12 protein-coding genes are annotated in these 15,613 nt (G+C 42.8%); 3 read left to right on the top strand and 9 right to left on the bottom strand.

Going from position 1 to position 15,613, the window contains the following annotated elements:
* Window positions 1–4: 4 nt before the first annotated feature.
* Both ctaD and coxB read right to left on the bottom strand, forming a co-directional pair.
* A complete protein-coding gene (gene ctaD / locus OCW38_RS16405) occupies window positions 5–1,666 on the bottom strand; it encodes a cytochrome c oxidase subunit I (RefSeq protein ID WP_261896288.1) in 1,662 nt (553 codons plus the stop codon).
* On the bottom strand, window positions 1,663–2,895 hold the full coding sequence (gene coxB, locus OCW38_RS16400) for a cytochrome c oxidase subunit II (protein WP_102421091.1): 1,233 nt from the start codon (window positions 2,893–2,895) through the stop codon (window positions 1,663–1,665). Before coxB ends, ctaD begins: the two co-directional genes overlap by 4 nt.
* Before the next feature lie 480 nt (window positions 2,896–3,375).
* On the opposite strand from coxB, the gene OCW38_RS16395 reads away from it, so the two are divergent.
* Window positions 3,376–5,100 (top strand): phospho-sugar mutase, encoded by a 1,725-nt coding sequence (locus tag OCW38_RS16395; RefSeq protein WP_102421090.1) that lies wholly within the window; start codon window positions 3,376–3,378, stop codon window positions 5,098–5,100.
* A gap of 119 nt (window positions 5,101–5,219) precedes the next feature.
* On the opposite strand, the gene OCW38_RS16390 is transcribed toward OCW38_RS16395, so the two are convergent.
* From OCW38_RS16390 to yegD, 4 genes are all read right to left on the bottom strand, one after another.
* Window positions 5,220–5,861 carry a LysE family translocator gene (locus OCW38_RS16390; RefSeq protein ID WP_010428658.1) on the bottom strand — a complete coding sequence of 214 codons (642 nt, stop codon included), beginning with the start codon at window positions 5,859–5,861 and terminating at the stop codon, window positions 5,220–5,222.
* 150 nt (window positions 5,862–6,011) lie between these two features.
* Window positions 6,012–6,644 (bottom strand): fumarylacetoacetate hydrolase family protein, encoded by a 633-nt coding sequence (locus OCW38_RS16385; protein ID WP_016788887.1) that lies wholly within the window; start codon window positions 6,642–6,644, stop codon window positions 6,012–6,014.
* 344 nt (window positions 6,645–6,988) lie between these two features.
* Window positions 6,989–8,029, bottom strand: a complete 1,041-nt coding sequence (locus OCW38_RS16380) for a porin (RefSeq protein WP_261896283.1) — start codon at window positions 8,027–8,029, stop codon at window positions 6,989–6,991.
* 491 nt (window positions 8,030–8,520) lie between these two features.
* Window positions 8,521–9,873: a molecular chaperone gene (yegD, locus tag OCW38_RS16375; protein ID WP_010428653.1), complete on the bottom strand. Its 1,353-nt coding sequence runs from the start codon at window positions 9,871–9,873 to the stop codon at window positions 8,521–8,523.
* Window positions 9,874–10,033: 160 nt separating this feature from the next.
* On the opposite strand from yegD, the gene OCW38_RS16370 reads away from it, so the two are divergent.
* Window positions 10,034–10,342, top strand: coding sequence for a DUF1289 domain-containing protein (locus OCW38_RS16370; RefSeq protein WP_080573667.1), 309 nt, complete (start codon window positions 10,034–10,036; stop codon window positions 10,340–10,342).
* 87 nt (window positions 10,343–10,429) lie between these two features.
* On the opposite strand, the gene OCW38_RS16365 is transcribed toward OCW38_RS16370, so the two are convergent.
* Complete coding sequence (locus OCW38_RS16365) at window positions 10,430–10,780, bottom strand: HopJ type III effector protein (protein ID WP_010428650.1); 351 nt, start codon at window positions 10,778–10,780, stop codon at window positions 10,430–10,432.
* Window positions 10,781–10,974: 194 nt separating this feature from the next.
* Between OCW38_RS16365 and OCW38_RS16360 the strand changes: the two genes are divergently transcribed.
* Window positions 10,975–11,634: a PilZ domain-containing protein gene (locus tag OCW38_RS16360; RefSeq protein ID WP_010428648.1), complete on the top strand. Its 660-nt coding sequence runs from the start codon at window positions 10,975–10,977 to the stop codon at window positions 11,632–11,634.
* 118 nt (window positions 11,635–11,752) lie between these two features.
* On the opposite strand, the gene luxQ is transcribed toward OCW38_RS16360, so the two are convergent.
* A complete protein-coding gene (luxQ, locus tag OCW38_RS16355) occupies window positions 11,753–14,320 on the bottom strand; it encodes a quorum-sensing autoinducer 2 sensor kinase/phosphatase LuxQ (RefSeq protein ID WP_016769136.1) in 2,568 nt (855 codons plus the stop codon).
* Window positions 14,320–15,414, bottom strand: a complete 1,095-nt coding sequence (locus OCW38_RS16350) for an autoinducer 2-binding periplasmic protein LuxP (protein WP_010428642.1) — start codon at window positions 15,412–15,414, stop codon at window positions 14,320–14,322. Before OCW38_RS16350 ends, luxQ begins: the two co-directional genes overlap by 1 nt.
* Window positions 15,415–15,613: the final 199 nt, after the last annotated feature.

Genomic DNA, 15,613 nt, shown 5'->3' with positions numbered 1-15,613 from the left:
CCCTCTAATCCACTTTAGGTGGATGAGTAAAGGTATGATGAGGCGCAGGGCTTGGAACTGTCCATTCTAGCCCTTCAGCTCTATCCCAAGGCTTGCTTGGTGCGGGCTCTCCGCCTCTTACGCACTTAATAACCAACCATAAGAAGATCAGCTGAGACAACCCAAAGGCAAAACCACCAATCGACACCACTTGGTTAACGTCAGCAAATTGAATAGCGTAATCTGGAATACGACGTGGCATGCCCGCTAACCCTAAAAAGTGCATCGGGAAGAACAGCACATTCACTGAGATTACCGACGTCCAGAAATGCCACAGACTGAGCTTGTGGTCGTACATATGCCCTGTCCACTTAGGCAGCCAATAATAGGCGGCAGCCATAATCGAGAACACAGCACCTGTTACCAGAACATAATGAAAGTGAGCCACCACAAAATAGGTATCGTGGTATTGGAAATCAGCAGGCACTATTGCCAACATCAATCCAGATAACCCACCAATCGTAAACAGAACAATGAAGGCAATCGCAAACAACATTGGTGTTTCAAAGGTCAAAGCCCCCCGCCACATAGTCGCCACCCAGTTGAAGACTTTCACACCGGTCGGCACCGCTATCAACATGGTGCAATACATGAAGAACAGTTCGGCAAATACTGGCATACCCGTTGTGAACATGTGGTGTGCCCACACTAAAAAAGACAAAATGGCGATACTACAGGTCGCGTACACCATCGAATGGTAACCAAACAAGCGCTTGCCACTAAAGGCTGGGATGATAGCCGAGACGATACCAAACGACGGCAAGATCATGATGTACACTTCGGGGTGCCCAAAGAACCAGAATATGTGCTGGAACATCACCGGGTCCCCACCACCAGCGGCATCAAAGAAGCTTGTTCCAAAGTATTTGTCAGTCAGTACCATAGTCACCGCACCCGCGAGAACGAGCATCACGGCTATCAGCAAGAAAGCGGTAATTAACCATGTCCATACGAACATTGGTAACTTGAACCAAGTCATACCCGGTGCGCGCATGTTCACTATGGTTACGATGACGTTGATCGCCCCCATGATCGAACTGATCCCCATAATATGGACAGAAAATACAAACAACGCCGTACTATCAGGACCATAAGTTGTCGAGAGCGGCGCATAAAATGTCCAACCAAAGCTCGGGCCGCCTCCCTCAGTAAACAAAGAACCAATTAAGATCAAGAAAGCAAAAGGTAGAATCCAGAAACTGAGATTATTCATTCTCGGCAGCGCCATGTCTGGAGCGCCAATCATCATTGGGATCATCCAGTTAGCCAAACCTGTGAATGCAGGCATCACGGCACCAAACACCATGATTAAACCGTGAACGGTAGTCATCTGATTAAAGAAGTCTGGCTCAACGAGCTGTAACCCCGGTTGGAATAACTCCGCACGGATCACCATCGCCATGGCGCCGCCTGTTAAGAACATGGCAAAGCTAAACCAAAGGTAAAGTGTACCGATGTCTTTGTGGTTGGTTGAGTAAAGCCAACGCGCCCAACCTTTGGGAGCAGCATGTGAGTCGTGATCATCATGAGTTAAATCATGGCTGTCCAATGAACCTTCAGCTGAATGACTCAGTGCTTGACCTTCTGCGGGAGCCGATTTCACCGGCTTATTGATTGGCGAACTCATAACTGCTCCTTAGCATCGTTTTGTGCCTCATCCGTTGGGCCTTGTTCACTGTTCGTTTCACTTTGTTCGTTGTCAGACCCACCTTCTTGCTTCGCCTTATAAGCGTTCACATCTGAAGCCTGAACCACATCGCCAGTGTCATTACCCCAAGCATTTCTTTGATAAGTCACTACCGCAGCAATCTCTTTTTCGGTTAACTGATTATCGAACGCCTGCATTGCGGTACCTCCGCGACCATAAACAATGGTATCGATATGAACACCCACATCACCAAGTGCAATAGGACTTCCTTTAATGGCAGGAAATGCGCCGGGAATACCTTCCCCATTGGCTTGGTGACAAACTGCGCAACGGGTTTTGTAAACTTCTTCACCGATGACGTTCAATTCATCTAAGGAAAGTGACGCATCTAGTGCATCTTGAGCCGCTTGCTTTGCGGCTATCGCCAATTCTTTCTGTTCCGCAAGCCATCCATCAAAGTCATCCTCCTCCATTGCATGCACCACTATCGGCATGAAACCATGAGCACGACCACACAACTCTGCACACTGCCCTCGATAAACACCGGGCTCATCGATCTTTGTCCACGCTTCGTTGATGAAACCGGGAATGGTATCTTTTTTTACCGCAAAAGCTGGTACCCACCATGAGTGAATAACATCATCAGAAGTCATCAAGAAACGGACTTTACGATCGATAGGCAGTACGAGCGGATTATCCACTTCTAACAAGTAATGTGCCCCTTTAACTTCGATTCCTTCAATCTCTTTATCACTTGTCGCCAAAAGACTAAAAAACTCAACATCTTCGCCAAAATAGCTGTAATGCCATTTCCATTGCGAGCCTGTAATTTTGACAGTGAGTTCTGATTGAGAGGTGTCTTCCATCGCTATCAAGGTCTTGGTGGCTGGGATGGCCATAGCGATGAGAATAATGATTGGGATGATCGTCCAAAGAATTTCAACTTTAGTACTTTCATGGAAATGAGCCGCTACTGCACCCTTCGACTTTCGGTGTCTCACAATAGAGTAAAACATCACACCGAAGACGACGAAAGCGATCGCACAACAGATATAGAAGATCAGCATATGGAGTTCATACACTTTACCGCTAATCTCAGTAACACCTTGTGTCATGTTGTATTCAGTACTTGCATGCACTAAAGGCGATATTAAGGCCGCAACAAAAATATTCAAAAGCCACGCTAGACTGACCAATAATCTTTTCAAAAGATCTCTCCTCATCCTTCCTAATTGGATAATTGCGACTTAAATGTTGTTGCGGGCTATAAGTCATTACTAGCAGGGCAACATACATTGTTATTCCGATTACATATGAAAAGGCTGAATCTCAATCTACAACTCACGCGACGACTAAAGTGATACAGTCTCAGTGACCACTGACCCATAAACAACCTATGTACTTTCCGATTAAGAGACATTGGAAGTTTCTACGAAAGATTCAAAAACGGCGAACTTGTCAAACTTTGTTATATTTATGTAAAAGGCTAGTTAGTGATATCCAATTGTTCAAGGTAAGTGTGCTTACTAAACAGACAATTATTGAAGTAGCTTTATCCATATGCCCTTCCCTTGCTGTTGGAATTTATTTTAAATCGAGTTTTACGATTGCTTTCATGGAAATGATAATCAATATCACTTAAATTAAATCAACAGAAAGATATCCCGATATGAAAAGGTTTAGTGATTATGCAAGATGCAATGAACTGGTTAGCGAGAGACCCAGATCCAAGAACTCGTGAAGAGCTACAGTACCTCATCGATGAGGGGATGAACGACGAATTAGAAGATCGCTTTATTCAACGGTTAGAATTTGGTACAGCAGGTCTACGAGGCAAAGTTGGATGCGGTCCAAATCGAATGAACCGGTTAGTAATACAGGAAACAGCAACCGGACTTGGCCACTATTTAATCGAGCATGTCGCTAATGCCACCATTCGCGGTGTCGTTGTTGGCTATGACGGGCGCTTAGATTCAAAGCAGTTCGCCATTGATACAGCTTCCGTGCTTACGGCTTTGGGGATCAAGGTTTACCTAACCTCTAACGTGGCAGCAACACCTATTGTGGCTTTCGGTATTGAGCATTTTAATGCGGCGGCTGCTGTTGTCGTAACGGCTAGCCACAACCCACCAGAATATAATGGCTTCAAGGTGTACTGGGAAAATGGCGCGCAAATTATTCCCCCTCACGATGCAGGCATTGCAGCTGAAATCGACACTGCTGCAGCCAAACCTATTCCTTTAATGAACTTGAGTGATGCAGAACAGCAAGGCAAATTAGTGTGGCTCACCGAGGGATATTATCAAACCTATCGAGCTGCGATTAATCAGAGCCCGCATGTAAACAACAGTACCGAAGCCGCTAAAACAACCATTACCTATACCGCCATGCATGGTGTAGGTGCACAAATGGCTGAAGATCTTCTCCATGATTCTGGATTCCACAAAGTATTCAGTGTACCGGAACAAAGAGAGCCCGATGGTCACTTCCCGACCGTTAACTTCCCGAACCCCGAAGAAAAAGGGGCAATGGATCTCGTTATTAACCTCGCCAAAAGTGTTGATGCCGACATCGCTTGCGCTAATGACCCAGATGCAGACCGATTTGCCGTTGCAGTTAGAATCGATGATACAATTAGAACCGATGATGCTTCTTACAAGATGCTGACTGGGGATCAAGTAGGTGTGTTATTCGCTCACTATTTATTATCGAAGCCGCACACCAAAAACCAATTAGTTGGTAACAGTATTGTATCTTCAACCTTGCTTGAAAAAGTGGCTCAATCCCACGGCGCGACTTACTTCCAAACGCTAACGGGCTTTAAATGGTTGGCGAATATTGGGATGCAGTTGGAGGATGAGCAGAATGAGTTCTTGTTCGCCTATGAAGAAGCCCTTGGCTACACAATCGGCACTCAGGTACGAGATAAAGATGGCCTATCGGCTATCGTTGTCTTCGCTCAATTAGTTGAAGAGTTGAAATCTCAAGGTCAAACCATCTGGGATCTCCTCGCTCAAATTTCGCGTGAGCATGGCGTCCATACTAACGCTCAGAGAAGTATTGCGCTTGACCCTGACTCGCCATCTATTGGTTCTAAACTCAGAGCTGCTCAACCTAAAGCTATAAACGAGGTCGCTATCTCTGTGATTGAAGATCTGCAATCCTCTTCGCGATACATCGTTGGTGGCGATACTGAAACCATTAACTTACCAACAAGTGACGTGCTGATTTATCACCTTGAAGATGGCTCACGTATTATCGTCCGCCCTTCTGGCACAGAGCCAAAAGTGAAAGTCTACTATGAAACAGTGACAAAGTTTGAAGAAACAGAGACGTATGAAGACACTCGTTTACGTGGTGAAAAGTTCATGGAGAAACTAATTGAACAGCACCAAAAAGAGCTGAATTCTTAGTCGGTGAAGCGAGAGTTTACTCGATATTCGAATAAGACAATTCGTACTTAGCAGAACCAAAAATGGACGCATTAAGCGTCCATTTTTTATCGGCAATGAGCCGTTATCATGTGCTTTACTTAGGTAATTGAAGCAGTAAAGAAAGAAGAAAGCATCCAAACCGCTAACACAATAAACACGCCGCCCATCACTTTCTGCTGATAAGTACGAAACTTTGCGTTTTCTACGAGAGGCTTACCAATAGTACCCACCAAAGCCACAAGAAGAAAATTAAACGTCAAACCAAGAACGTTCAATAATAGGCCCAAAAACAGCATCTGTTCACCAGAGGTCGCTTCAATATTTGTAGAAACGAATTGAGGCAAAAACATCACAAAAAAAACCAACGCCTTTGGATTAAGCAGATTACTAATTAACGCTCTTTGGTAATACGACTTAGCGGCAGCATTGTCACTGAGTCCGGCCGCTTCTCCCTGATCGGTTCGAAGGCAGTCCCATCCCATTTTAAGTAAGTATGCACCACCTAATAAATGCAGCGCTTTCAAAGCAATAGGGCTCATAGCGATCAATGCCGACACACCCATCGCCGCCAGCACTGTCAGAATAATTCCAGAAGTCGCGTTACCTAGGCTCGCAAACACACCGACCTTACGACCATAGCTCATACTTGAGCTCGCGATCAGTAACATATCAGGACCAGGTAAAAGGAGAAGTGCAACAACGGCTGTCAGGTAAACAGGTAAAATGGCTAAGTCGATCATGAGCTTCAGTATTGATAAAAACGGAGCCGGATTTTATATCAATTACAAACGCCATTCTAGATGCAACCCGTTGCTTGATGGTTAATTATTCGAATTAACAACCACCAACAGCCAGTAAAACCAACTTATTAACTAAAAAAACCAATGTGGTTAACTCGCTACCCATTCAATCTCAATCAATGTCGTTTCTCCACACTTAAGGCGACCAAGGAATATATCGCCGCGGTGTACTTCTCCAACGCCTTTAGGGGTACCCGTCATCACGACATCACCGTCGAGTAATGTCGTGTAAGAAGACAACTCTTCGAGGATAGTTTTCGGGGAATAGAGCATCTGTTCAACGTGTCCTTTTTGAACGCGGACACAGTTGATAAACAGTTCTATATTCAAGTCCGCGAGGTCTAAGTTATCAGTTGGAACAAAGCGACTAAATACGGCTGAACCATCAAATGCTTTGGCGCGCTCCCAAGGTAAACCTTTCGCTTTTAAGCTACTTTGCAATTCACGTTTAGTGAGATCTAGCCCTAAACCCACAGCGGAGTACTGACCATTTTCAACGATAAAACAGATTTCTGACTCGTAGTGCAGCGCTTCTTGATGAAAAGAAGACAGAGATGACGTAACACTGGTGCTCGGTTTATTGAAAACCACCATTGAGTCTGGAATTGCGTTATTGAGTTCTTCGATGTGATCGACATAGTTACGCCCAACACACAGCACCTTAGTTGGAGTTGCTGTTCGTTTCGAATTCATCAATTGTTCCTGATCTACAACGCTGCTCATAGTTTGTCCCTGAACTATTTTTTGGAGTGCAAAGTTTACCGCAACATAAAGAGAGAATCTTCGACAAGATGGTTATCAACATCTAAATTCTGATCTTTAGCTCAATTTAATGATTTAAATACTTTTATCCGAAGATCGCGACATATAAGAACTGATGACAAGAGCATAGCTACGTAGATGAAATGAATGGCTAGGTAACATGAAGGAAAAACTAAAACAGATGCGTATAGAACGAAAGAAGCCCTCTCTAATCAAGAGATCAGAGAGGGCTTAGCATGGTGTCTAGGACAGTATCCTAAAAGGTAAACTTAAGGAGTAAACACTATGCTAAATTAGTCTGCGACTTATAGGTAGTAACGAGCACCAAGTAGCCACTGGTCGTCAGCTTTTTCTTTGTAAACGCCAGAACCTTGTAGGTCGAACTGGTAACCAGCAAAGCCTACGAACTGAGACGTGAAGTTGTATTCAGCTTGTAGAGCAGTAGTAGCAAATACTGTATCGCTTAGCTTGTCGTCTTCTACCGCTTCGTAGTTAACGCTTAGGTTAAGGCTGTTAGAAAGAGCGTAAGAAGCTAGTAATTCAATTGCAACTGACTCTTCAAGAATCTGGCCGTTACCTGAGTTCATGTAGTTGTTCATTGCGTATACACCAGCAAGGTAAAGACCTTCAGCGCCGTATGAACCGTAAGTTGCACTTAATACGTGAGAATCAGCAGTTTTTGAACCCACTACACCAAAGTAGTTAACATCACCGGTGTTGTATGCGTAGTTCGCAGTAACGTCAGCAATCGCGTAATTCAAAGCAATTTGAGCACGGTTGCCGTATTCGTTCGCACCATCAGCTTTGCGACCTTGCCATGCAACAGCTGCGTTTAGAGAGCCAGCGTTGCCGAAGTCGATAGCGTTGCCGTAGCTAACCATTTCTTCGCCACGACCAGTACCTAGGTTACCGTGATCTTCGTAGATGAAGTCATTCGCGAATGCGATTGACATATCTGCTACACCAGCAACGTTGTAGTAAGGTGCCCATTGAGTACCTACTGCTGCACGACCGTAATCGTCATGAGAAAGACCAACGTAACCAAGACGAGTTGTGAATGACTCTTCACCACCGTCAAGCATGTTTAGCGCCCATTCACCTTTAGCATCAGCAGTAAAGCCGTTACCAAGATCGTGAGTTGCACCGAAGTTGATACGTGGAGAAACAGATTCTACACCGATATCATCGCTGTTAAGACGGTCATCGCTGTTTACATCACCAACTGCGACTGAAACGTGACCGCCAACTGAGAATGTTGTGCCGTCTTCGTTGTAAAGCTCTACTGCAACTGCCTGTGTACCAAATACTGCACCAGAAATTGCTAGCGCTAAAAGTTTCTTATTCATTGTCATATCCATTATGTAACTGGGTGAGTTATTCACTAACAACCTCGTGCTTACGGAGAAGTTGTTACCTGCATTTAACAAGTGGACAAACACTAATATACGAATGACAAAAAGTTGCATTAAAATATGTAAAATAAAAAAATTCGCACTATAAAAAACAAAAAAACCTTTTTAAACAATAAATTAAACTAAAAACACAAATGCGAACTGTTACTTTTTGAGATAAAAACATCAAAATTTTTGGTTTTCTAATCACCAAATAAACATTAAAAATCAAAATTTAAAATTACTCATCAGACCATTATATGACAAACTTTTAACCTTGAAACACCTTGTAACATCTAGAATGCATTTGAAACATTTAACCCGGTAAAATAATTTCCACTGCTTTAGAGAAGAAAAAGTAACTCAGCGGAAATTCATCGAAGCCAGATACAAAAAAAGCAACCAATCAGTGATGGGTTGCCTTCAATAACTCATAGCTTTCGTTCTTATTTAAAGCAAACCTCAGCCCAACGAGCCAGACCTGCTGTTACTGAGCCGAAATAGTTACCACTCACAATCGGTACATTCGGTACAGCTTCTTCTACTGCTTGGCGAAGGATTGGAGATCGAGCCGAACCACCGGTCATGTAGATAACATCTGGCTTTTTCTGACCTTGTTGAATGGCTTCTTTTACTAACTCAATCATCTTAGACTTTGGTGTTTCAATAGCTTCGATCATCTGTTCAACAGAGATATCAACTTCCACTAACTCAGAAGCGACATTAATCGCCGTTCGGTATTGAGCACATTCAGCTAAAGCAATTTTGGTTTCTTCAGCTCGACGCACAATGCTGTAGCCTAGAGTATCGTGATAAACCCTCATCAAGCGATCTAACTTTTGAGGATCTGAAGCTTCTTTACGAAGTAACTTCAAGGCCGCTAGGTTTTCGCGAGAATAGAAGTTCTTTTGCGCTTCAACATTATTGATCGCAATTGGATTCCAGAATTGAGTCAGCGGCATATCGATACCTGAAATGCCTTTACTACCCATACCGAAAGGTGACATCAGTTGTTTAAAAGCAAGGTAGATATCAAGGTCATTCCCTCCTACCCTTTGCCCGCTGTGGGCTAATAAACTTTGAGTACGATCCGCCTTACCCGACCAAGTTGGTCCCATTTCTAACAATGAGCAATCGGTCGTACCACCACCAATATCCACCACCAATACCGTTTGGTTTTCAGTTAGGGTACTTTCGTAATCAAGCCCCGCCGCAACAGGTTCAAATTGAAAAGCAATATCAGTAAAGCCTGCACGCTTAGCTGCACGAGAAAGAATATGTTCGGCTTGTCGGTTTGCTTCTTCACCACCTCGACCATGAAAGTTAATCGGACGACCAATAACGGCTTGTTTAATCTGTTCTTGAGTCGTCAGTTCGGCTTGGTGTTTAATATTCGCCATCATTGCACAGACTAAATCTTCAAAAAAACTCACCTGAACATCATGTAGCCCACTCGCACCAAGGAAAGATTTCGGCGATTTCACATAGTAAACGTCACGAGGGTCTTCTAAGTAAAGATCCAACGCTGCCTGACCAAATGCCATATCTTCAGGCACTAAATCAATACTCTCTTCTCGGTTCAACGCAATCGCACGTCGTAACACCTGCTCGCCAACCACATCGCTCGGTTTGATATTCAAATGGCGAAATAGATGCTCAGAAACGCTTTCACGAGTCGGAGCAAACACAGTTGAGGGAATATAGTGGTTGTTACCTTCCAACGGTAATAGGCTTGGTTCTCCATTAACCATTGCTGCAACAGAACAGTTTGCCGTTCCATAATCAAATCCAATAAACATAATATCCCCCACTCGACAAAAGGGGCGAGATGCTACATGAAAAACCTTAAAATTACGAGTTGCTTTGTTAATTTTACTGAGTCAATTCTTGGTTAACAGGGCTCTGCAAAGGAAAACAAATATGCTACATTTCAGCACAAATGAATCATGGGTCAGATAAATGAAAACACCTTGCCGAGCGGCTTGTAAAAATAATGGCGGCATATGCAGTGGATGCCATCGAACAATGGATGAGATTATCGGCTGGAAAGGGTTATCTGAAAACGAAAGAGAATCAGTGATGAATAATCTGAGTGGCATTAGCTCAACTCATCAATGCCCAGAATGCAATGAGCCTGCACAATGTGATATCAGTGCGGGAAAAGAGACGTGTTGGTGCTTTGAATTAGAGAAGCGAGACACCGACAATATTCCAAAAGCAGGTGTTTGTCTGTGTCGTAAGTGCCTATCAGCCTTACCTGTTCAGTAGTTTTTGTGCCTATGAACTTGCACTAGAACGCAAAAAGAAGCGAGATACCATTATCTCGCTTCAAGACACGATTAACTAAATGAGTGATTACTTAGCTTTTGCAACCAATGCCGGCTGAGAGAACTCGACTCCCCCCCAACCATGTATCATGAAGTTTCGAATATTTTGATGGTCGGTATTCTCAGGAAAATCTAGTACGTCATTTCGGTAAAACTGACCAAAACAAGCCAACGTTTGATCTACTGAGAGGCCTAACGCTAAACCAAAGGCAAAAATCTTACACGAACCATTGTTCTGCCCTGCCGCATTAACCACATCGCCATTACGAAATTCACTCTCAGAAAAATCATAGCTAGCTTCTATCACTTGCATTGTATCTTCAAATTGAACGCTTTCCGGTGCTTGTTTCAGGTTTTCTAAGAAAGTTTCCAGTTCCATTTACTCATTCTCCATTAAGTACACAACTAACAATAGTCTATCTTGTTTTACGGCAAGAGTAAGCTGTTGTTTCCTGTTGAAAACACCTCACCTTTTTACTCGACACCTGCAATTACCTTAATGAAACTAATGACATAGTATTATCAGGACGTTATATTATTTCATCAGATGGTTAACATTGTTCAATAACGAATATGCATAAAGATAAAAACATAGAACTGTTCAGATACCTTAAACCCGGTACAAAAACAGCAGGTGTGTTGGAATTCGGCCCAGACGACTCAGTCCAAATAAGCACCCTGTATATTGGCTATAAGGAAGATCAGTACCTGATCTTAGAGCTCTCCCAAAAAGCAACCGAGGCACTCACTCTCAGAAAGCTCACTAATGTTGATATGATTGTCCGTGCTATTACCGATACTGAGCTTGGACATATCATTGCATTTAAAACCAATGTACTGGCTCATATCACTTCGCCAGCGCATCTTATTTTTCTTCGCCCGCCGTCTAATTTTGCGACTAAACCAATCCGCGAACACGAAAGATACAAAGTGCACCTAGGGTGTGAAGTGACCTTTGATACGCTGTCACTTGACGCAACGTTAGTGGATTTTTCTGTCTCTGGCTGTGGTGTTTACATTACACAGCAATCTGATATCGATATAGGTTGGAAGATCAAAGTCAATTCAGTACTGAGCGAGCATTTAGAAAGTGAGTTGGTCTACAAAGTGGTGAGTAAGAAAAAGCAAGGTCAAGGCTGGATTTTTGGTATCCAATTTCCCGAACACTTAAGCATGAGTGATGAGCTAAAAACACTACTGTTGGAACAAGCCTTTATCGCAAGTTCTTTGTAGCATTTTATTATTGGGATGTTGTGATTATAAAATTTTAGGAATAAAAACGATATTTCACCACAATTTCATAAAGGAATCCCATACGACTATTTGCTTTTGCTTTTGCTTTTGCTAAAGATTAGTCCTGTTGCTCCCAGTAAGAGTTTTTAAAATGTACAAAAGCTTGGTGTAGAGACTCTTCCTTGATCGGTTTTACAATCACGTAATTTGCCCCGGCGGCTAGGAAGCTGTTTCTAGTCGACTTCTGAGCGTCAGCGGTACAGGCATAGATAGGTGTTGACAAAACAATCTCATCTCTCAATTTCTGAGTGGTTTCGACCCCTCCTAAATTAGGCAGTTGGTTGTCCATTAGAATGAGGTCAAACGTATTCGCCTTTGCCATTTCTATTGCTTCTAAACCGTCTTTAGCCCAAGTCACGATCATTCCATATTTTTTACAGAAAGCTTGTGCGATAAATGCATTCGTGTGATTGTCTTCTACCAACAATACTTCTAAAGGTCGACTAAAAAGCGTTTCAGGATCAATCTCTGCTTGTGGTTTGTAACCTAACAACGACTTTGAATGCAATTCAACCGGTAATTCAACAATAAACTCAGAGCCTTGACCCATGACACTGCGAACTTGAATATCTCCCTCAAGCATATCGACTAGGTTTTTTACAATCGTTAATCCGAGACCAGTGCCGCCATACTCGCGAGTTGTGGTCTCCTCTGCTTGTACAAACGGTTCAAAAACTGCATCGATCTTGTTTTCATCAATACCAATACCACTGTCTTTGACTCGCACAATTAAGCTGGCTTTGTCGGAGTTAAAAATACTTTCTAGCTCAAAGTTGACTGAAATGCTGCCTTGATGAGTAAACTTCAATGCATTACTCAATAGGTTAAACATAATTTGGTTAAGTCGAACTTGATCAGTGTATATCTCAACGTCATCAACTAAATGATTCACAATACTAAAGACAACTGATTTATCCTCGCATAACGGTCGATAAATACTATCCAACGTATTAACCAACTCCGTTAAGCGAAAGTCTTTTTTCTGTATATTAAATTGACCCTGTTCGATTTTAGAGAAGTCCAAGATGTCATTAAGTACCGCCAGTAAGTGTTCAGCACTGTTGCAAAGTACATCGACTTGGCCCCGATTATCTTCTCCCTGTAAAGAACGTTTAAGCAGCTGGGAAACACCTAGAATACCGTTTAGCGGCGTACGAATCTCATGGCTCATCTTAGCTAAAAAGTCGGCTCGTACATTCGCAAGATGCTCAGCTTCTTCTCTTGCTCGATCAGCCTGTCTCTCTGCTTCTATCAGCTTAGTGATATCTTGCCCTTGAACCACCACTCCTGTAATACCGTGTTCAACGCGAATCGCAGACATGTTCCAACGGAACACCTTTTCACCGATTGGCACATTAATCCCCGTCAGTTTCGCGCCTTGAACGACCATTTGAATGTTCGGCAACATACGACTCTCAAACTCTTGAGCCATCGCACCATAGTTGTCATCGTCATCAAATAAAGCCATGCGAGCTGCCGGGTTCATCTGAATCAAATCGCCTTTTTCAGACCAGACCAAAATGGGTGAATGAGCAAAATTGAACAGATCTTGGAACTTTTGGTTCTGTTCAGATAAACGTTCAAAGGTATCTTCTAGCGTGCAACCAATATGATGGAACTCGAAAATATTGGAACCATCAAACTTGTTGTATTCATCATTGTCACTTGCGGAACGGGTAAAGTTCATCAGTTTATCGAGCTCAGCCGCGACTCTTCTTTGAATCCAAGCTCGCGTAAAGAAGGACATAAAGACGATCACAACGATCACGACAATAATGGCGCGCTCATAATTCTCTTCTAACTCAATAAAATTGGTGTTTTTTTGCACCGCTCGAATAGTGAGTGGTGTATCAACGGCGTTTATCTGAATCGTCGTGATAGTGACGAAGTGGAGAGGTAATTCATCATGGACTTCGTAAGCAAGAATATCCGTTATCGTATAGCTTTCGTCACCACTGAACGTTGAAGTAACTGGCGCTCCATTAGCCTCGATGACAATATTTTCGCAATTACTTCCTTGTTGGATAGATTCTGCAAGAGAGAAGTTATTGTCTAGCACAATGGCAATATATAACTGACCAAGAACCTCACCGGTCGCGTTATCAATAATGGGTGTTCTTCGTGCCAATAAATGGCGGTCGCCAATATCGGTGGCTAGCTTCAAAAAATGCCAATTACTACTGAACGATACTTCATTAGAGATACTCTCTAATGACGTATTGTCTAAACCATAAAACTGACCATTTCCATCGTCCCAAACTAGACCATTATGAGTAGAAATAAAGCGTAAATCTGGCGCGTGAGCAGGCTCCCGCTGATCAACACCAAAGAAAAAATAGCTCAACGCCTCTTCATTATGAGTATCAAAATACCCTCTTAAAGTTTGACTGTGTGAACTACTATCTTGGTGAATTTGAAGAACAGACAAACGGTAGTCGAACATGTTTTGGATCAGGCTTGATGTTTGCTGAACGGTTCGATTGGTCTCTTGTTTCACAATATTACTACTGGTCTCATAATTATGAATAAGCACGCCAAGCGCCATCACCCCTATCACTAAAATAATAATACGGGTAATTAATTTGGCTAAAGTGTTTCTTGGTGTATTGGCGTAGCTTTTCTTCATTATTGGCCTGAGTACCTAAATGCACGCTTCTTAAGTTCTGAAATACGTTCTGGAGAGTCTTCTTTGGTGACAACTTCGAACTCACCAGAATAAACGGTAGGAACTTCCAACCCAGCAAGGTCCCATTTGATAGCTTCTGCCATCGCAATACCCGTATCGTCATTCATTCGCATGACAGTAACATCTAAGTCACCTCTCTCAATCGCTTCAAGTTCAGCAGAACCGCCTCCCCAGCCATTAATTAAGATATCTTTACGCGACTCACGAATCGCTTCTACAGCACCTAGAGCGACATCAGTTGCACATGCATAGATAAAGTCTAGATCCTTATTGTTCGCAATGCTGATTTTAGCTGCCTGGTAACCACTTTCCTTATCTGATTTAGTGTAGAAAGAAGACTTGAGATCAAAATTAGTATCTGTGTTTACATCATGGATAAAGGTATCGCCACGAGCATCACTAATGTAGCCCTCTGAACGATATAGAACCGAGTACTTACTGTTAGGAGGTGTCACTTGTTTAAAATAGTCCGCCAACTTCAAGCTGCCTGTTGCATGGTCAAAACCCACATACATAAATGGCTGCCTGTCTGCCCACGCACGTACTGGAGTGGTGATGTTTTGCAGGATCAACTTGGTATCCGTAGAGCTCAATACATGCTCAATAAATTTACGGTGTCGAGTTGTATCTAGCGTAAAAATTAAGTAATCCGTCTTGTTTTCAATCGCCTCTTGCAAAGAAATACTCTGCTGAGATATATCCGCATTGACACGAGTAAACACTTGGTTTATTTGGTAATTAATTCTTAACCTGTCGAGACGTTTCTCAAAGGCTTGGATATTTCGGACCCAATAATCGGAGATCTGTTGGCCAGGGTAAACAACAGAAATTGTGATCGGTCTATCTTGAGCTCGCTTTAATGGCACGGGGTGGTTTTGTACAGCTTCGACCATCTTATCCGTCAGCGCTTTTTGTTCTGGAAATTTAGCAAGATAATCCTGGTATTCCCAATACCCATTGAGGACACGGGTACCGTGGGAGAGAGCGGACGCAGAAAATACGGCAAGTCCAAACAACATCAATAAACGTTTCATATTTTTCTCGTTTTATATGAGCTACTTTGGCTCATTTTTTAACCTAGCATGACACCATCTCTTTGTATGGCTGAAATATATTATGTAGGACAACGACGATAAATGATAGCGTCTAAAACTAATTAGAACGACATTCCAAATTAGTAATTAGTCAATCTGATATTGATATAAAAACTGATGGCCCTAATGCAAGTATCAA

It is taken from the genome of Vibrio cyclitrophicus, from assembly GCF_024347435.1.
GTDB classification, from domain to species: Bacteria; Pseudomonadota; Gammaproteobacteria; order Enterobacterales; family Vibrionaceae; genus Vibrio; species Vibrio cyclitrophicus.
The sequence above is the reverse complement of the archived record's forward strand: the minus strand, read 5'-3'. Positions and strand labels throughout refer to the sequence as shown.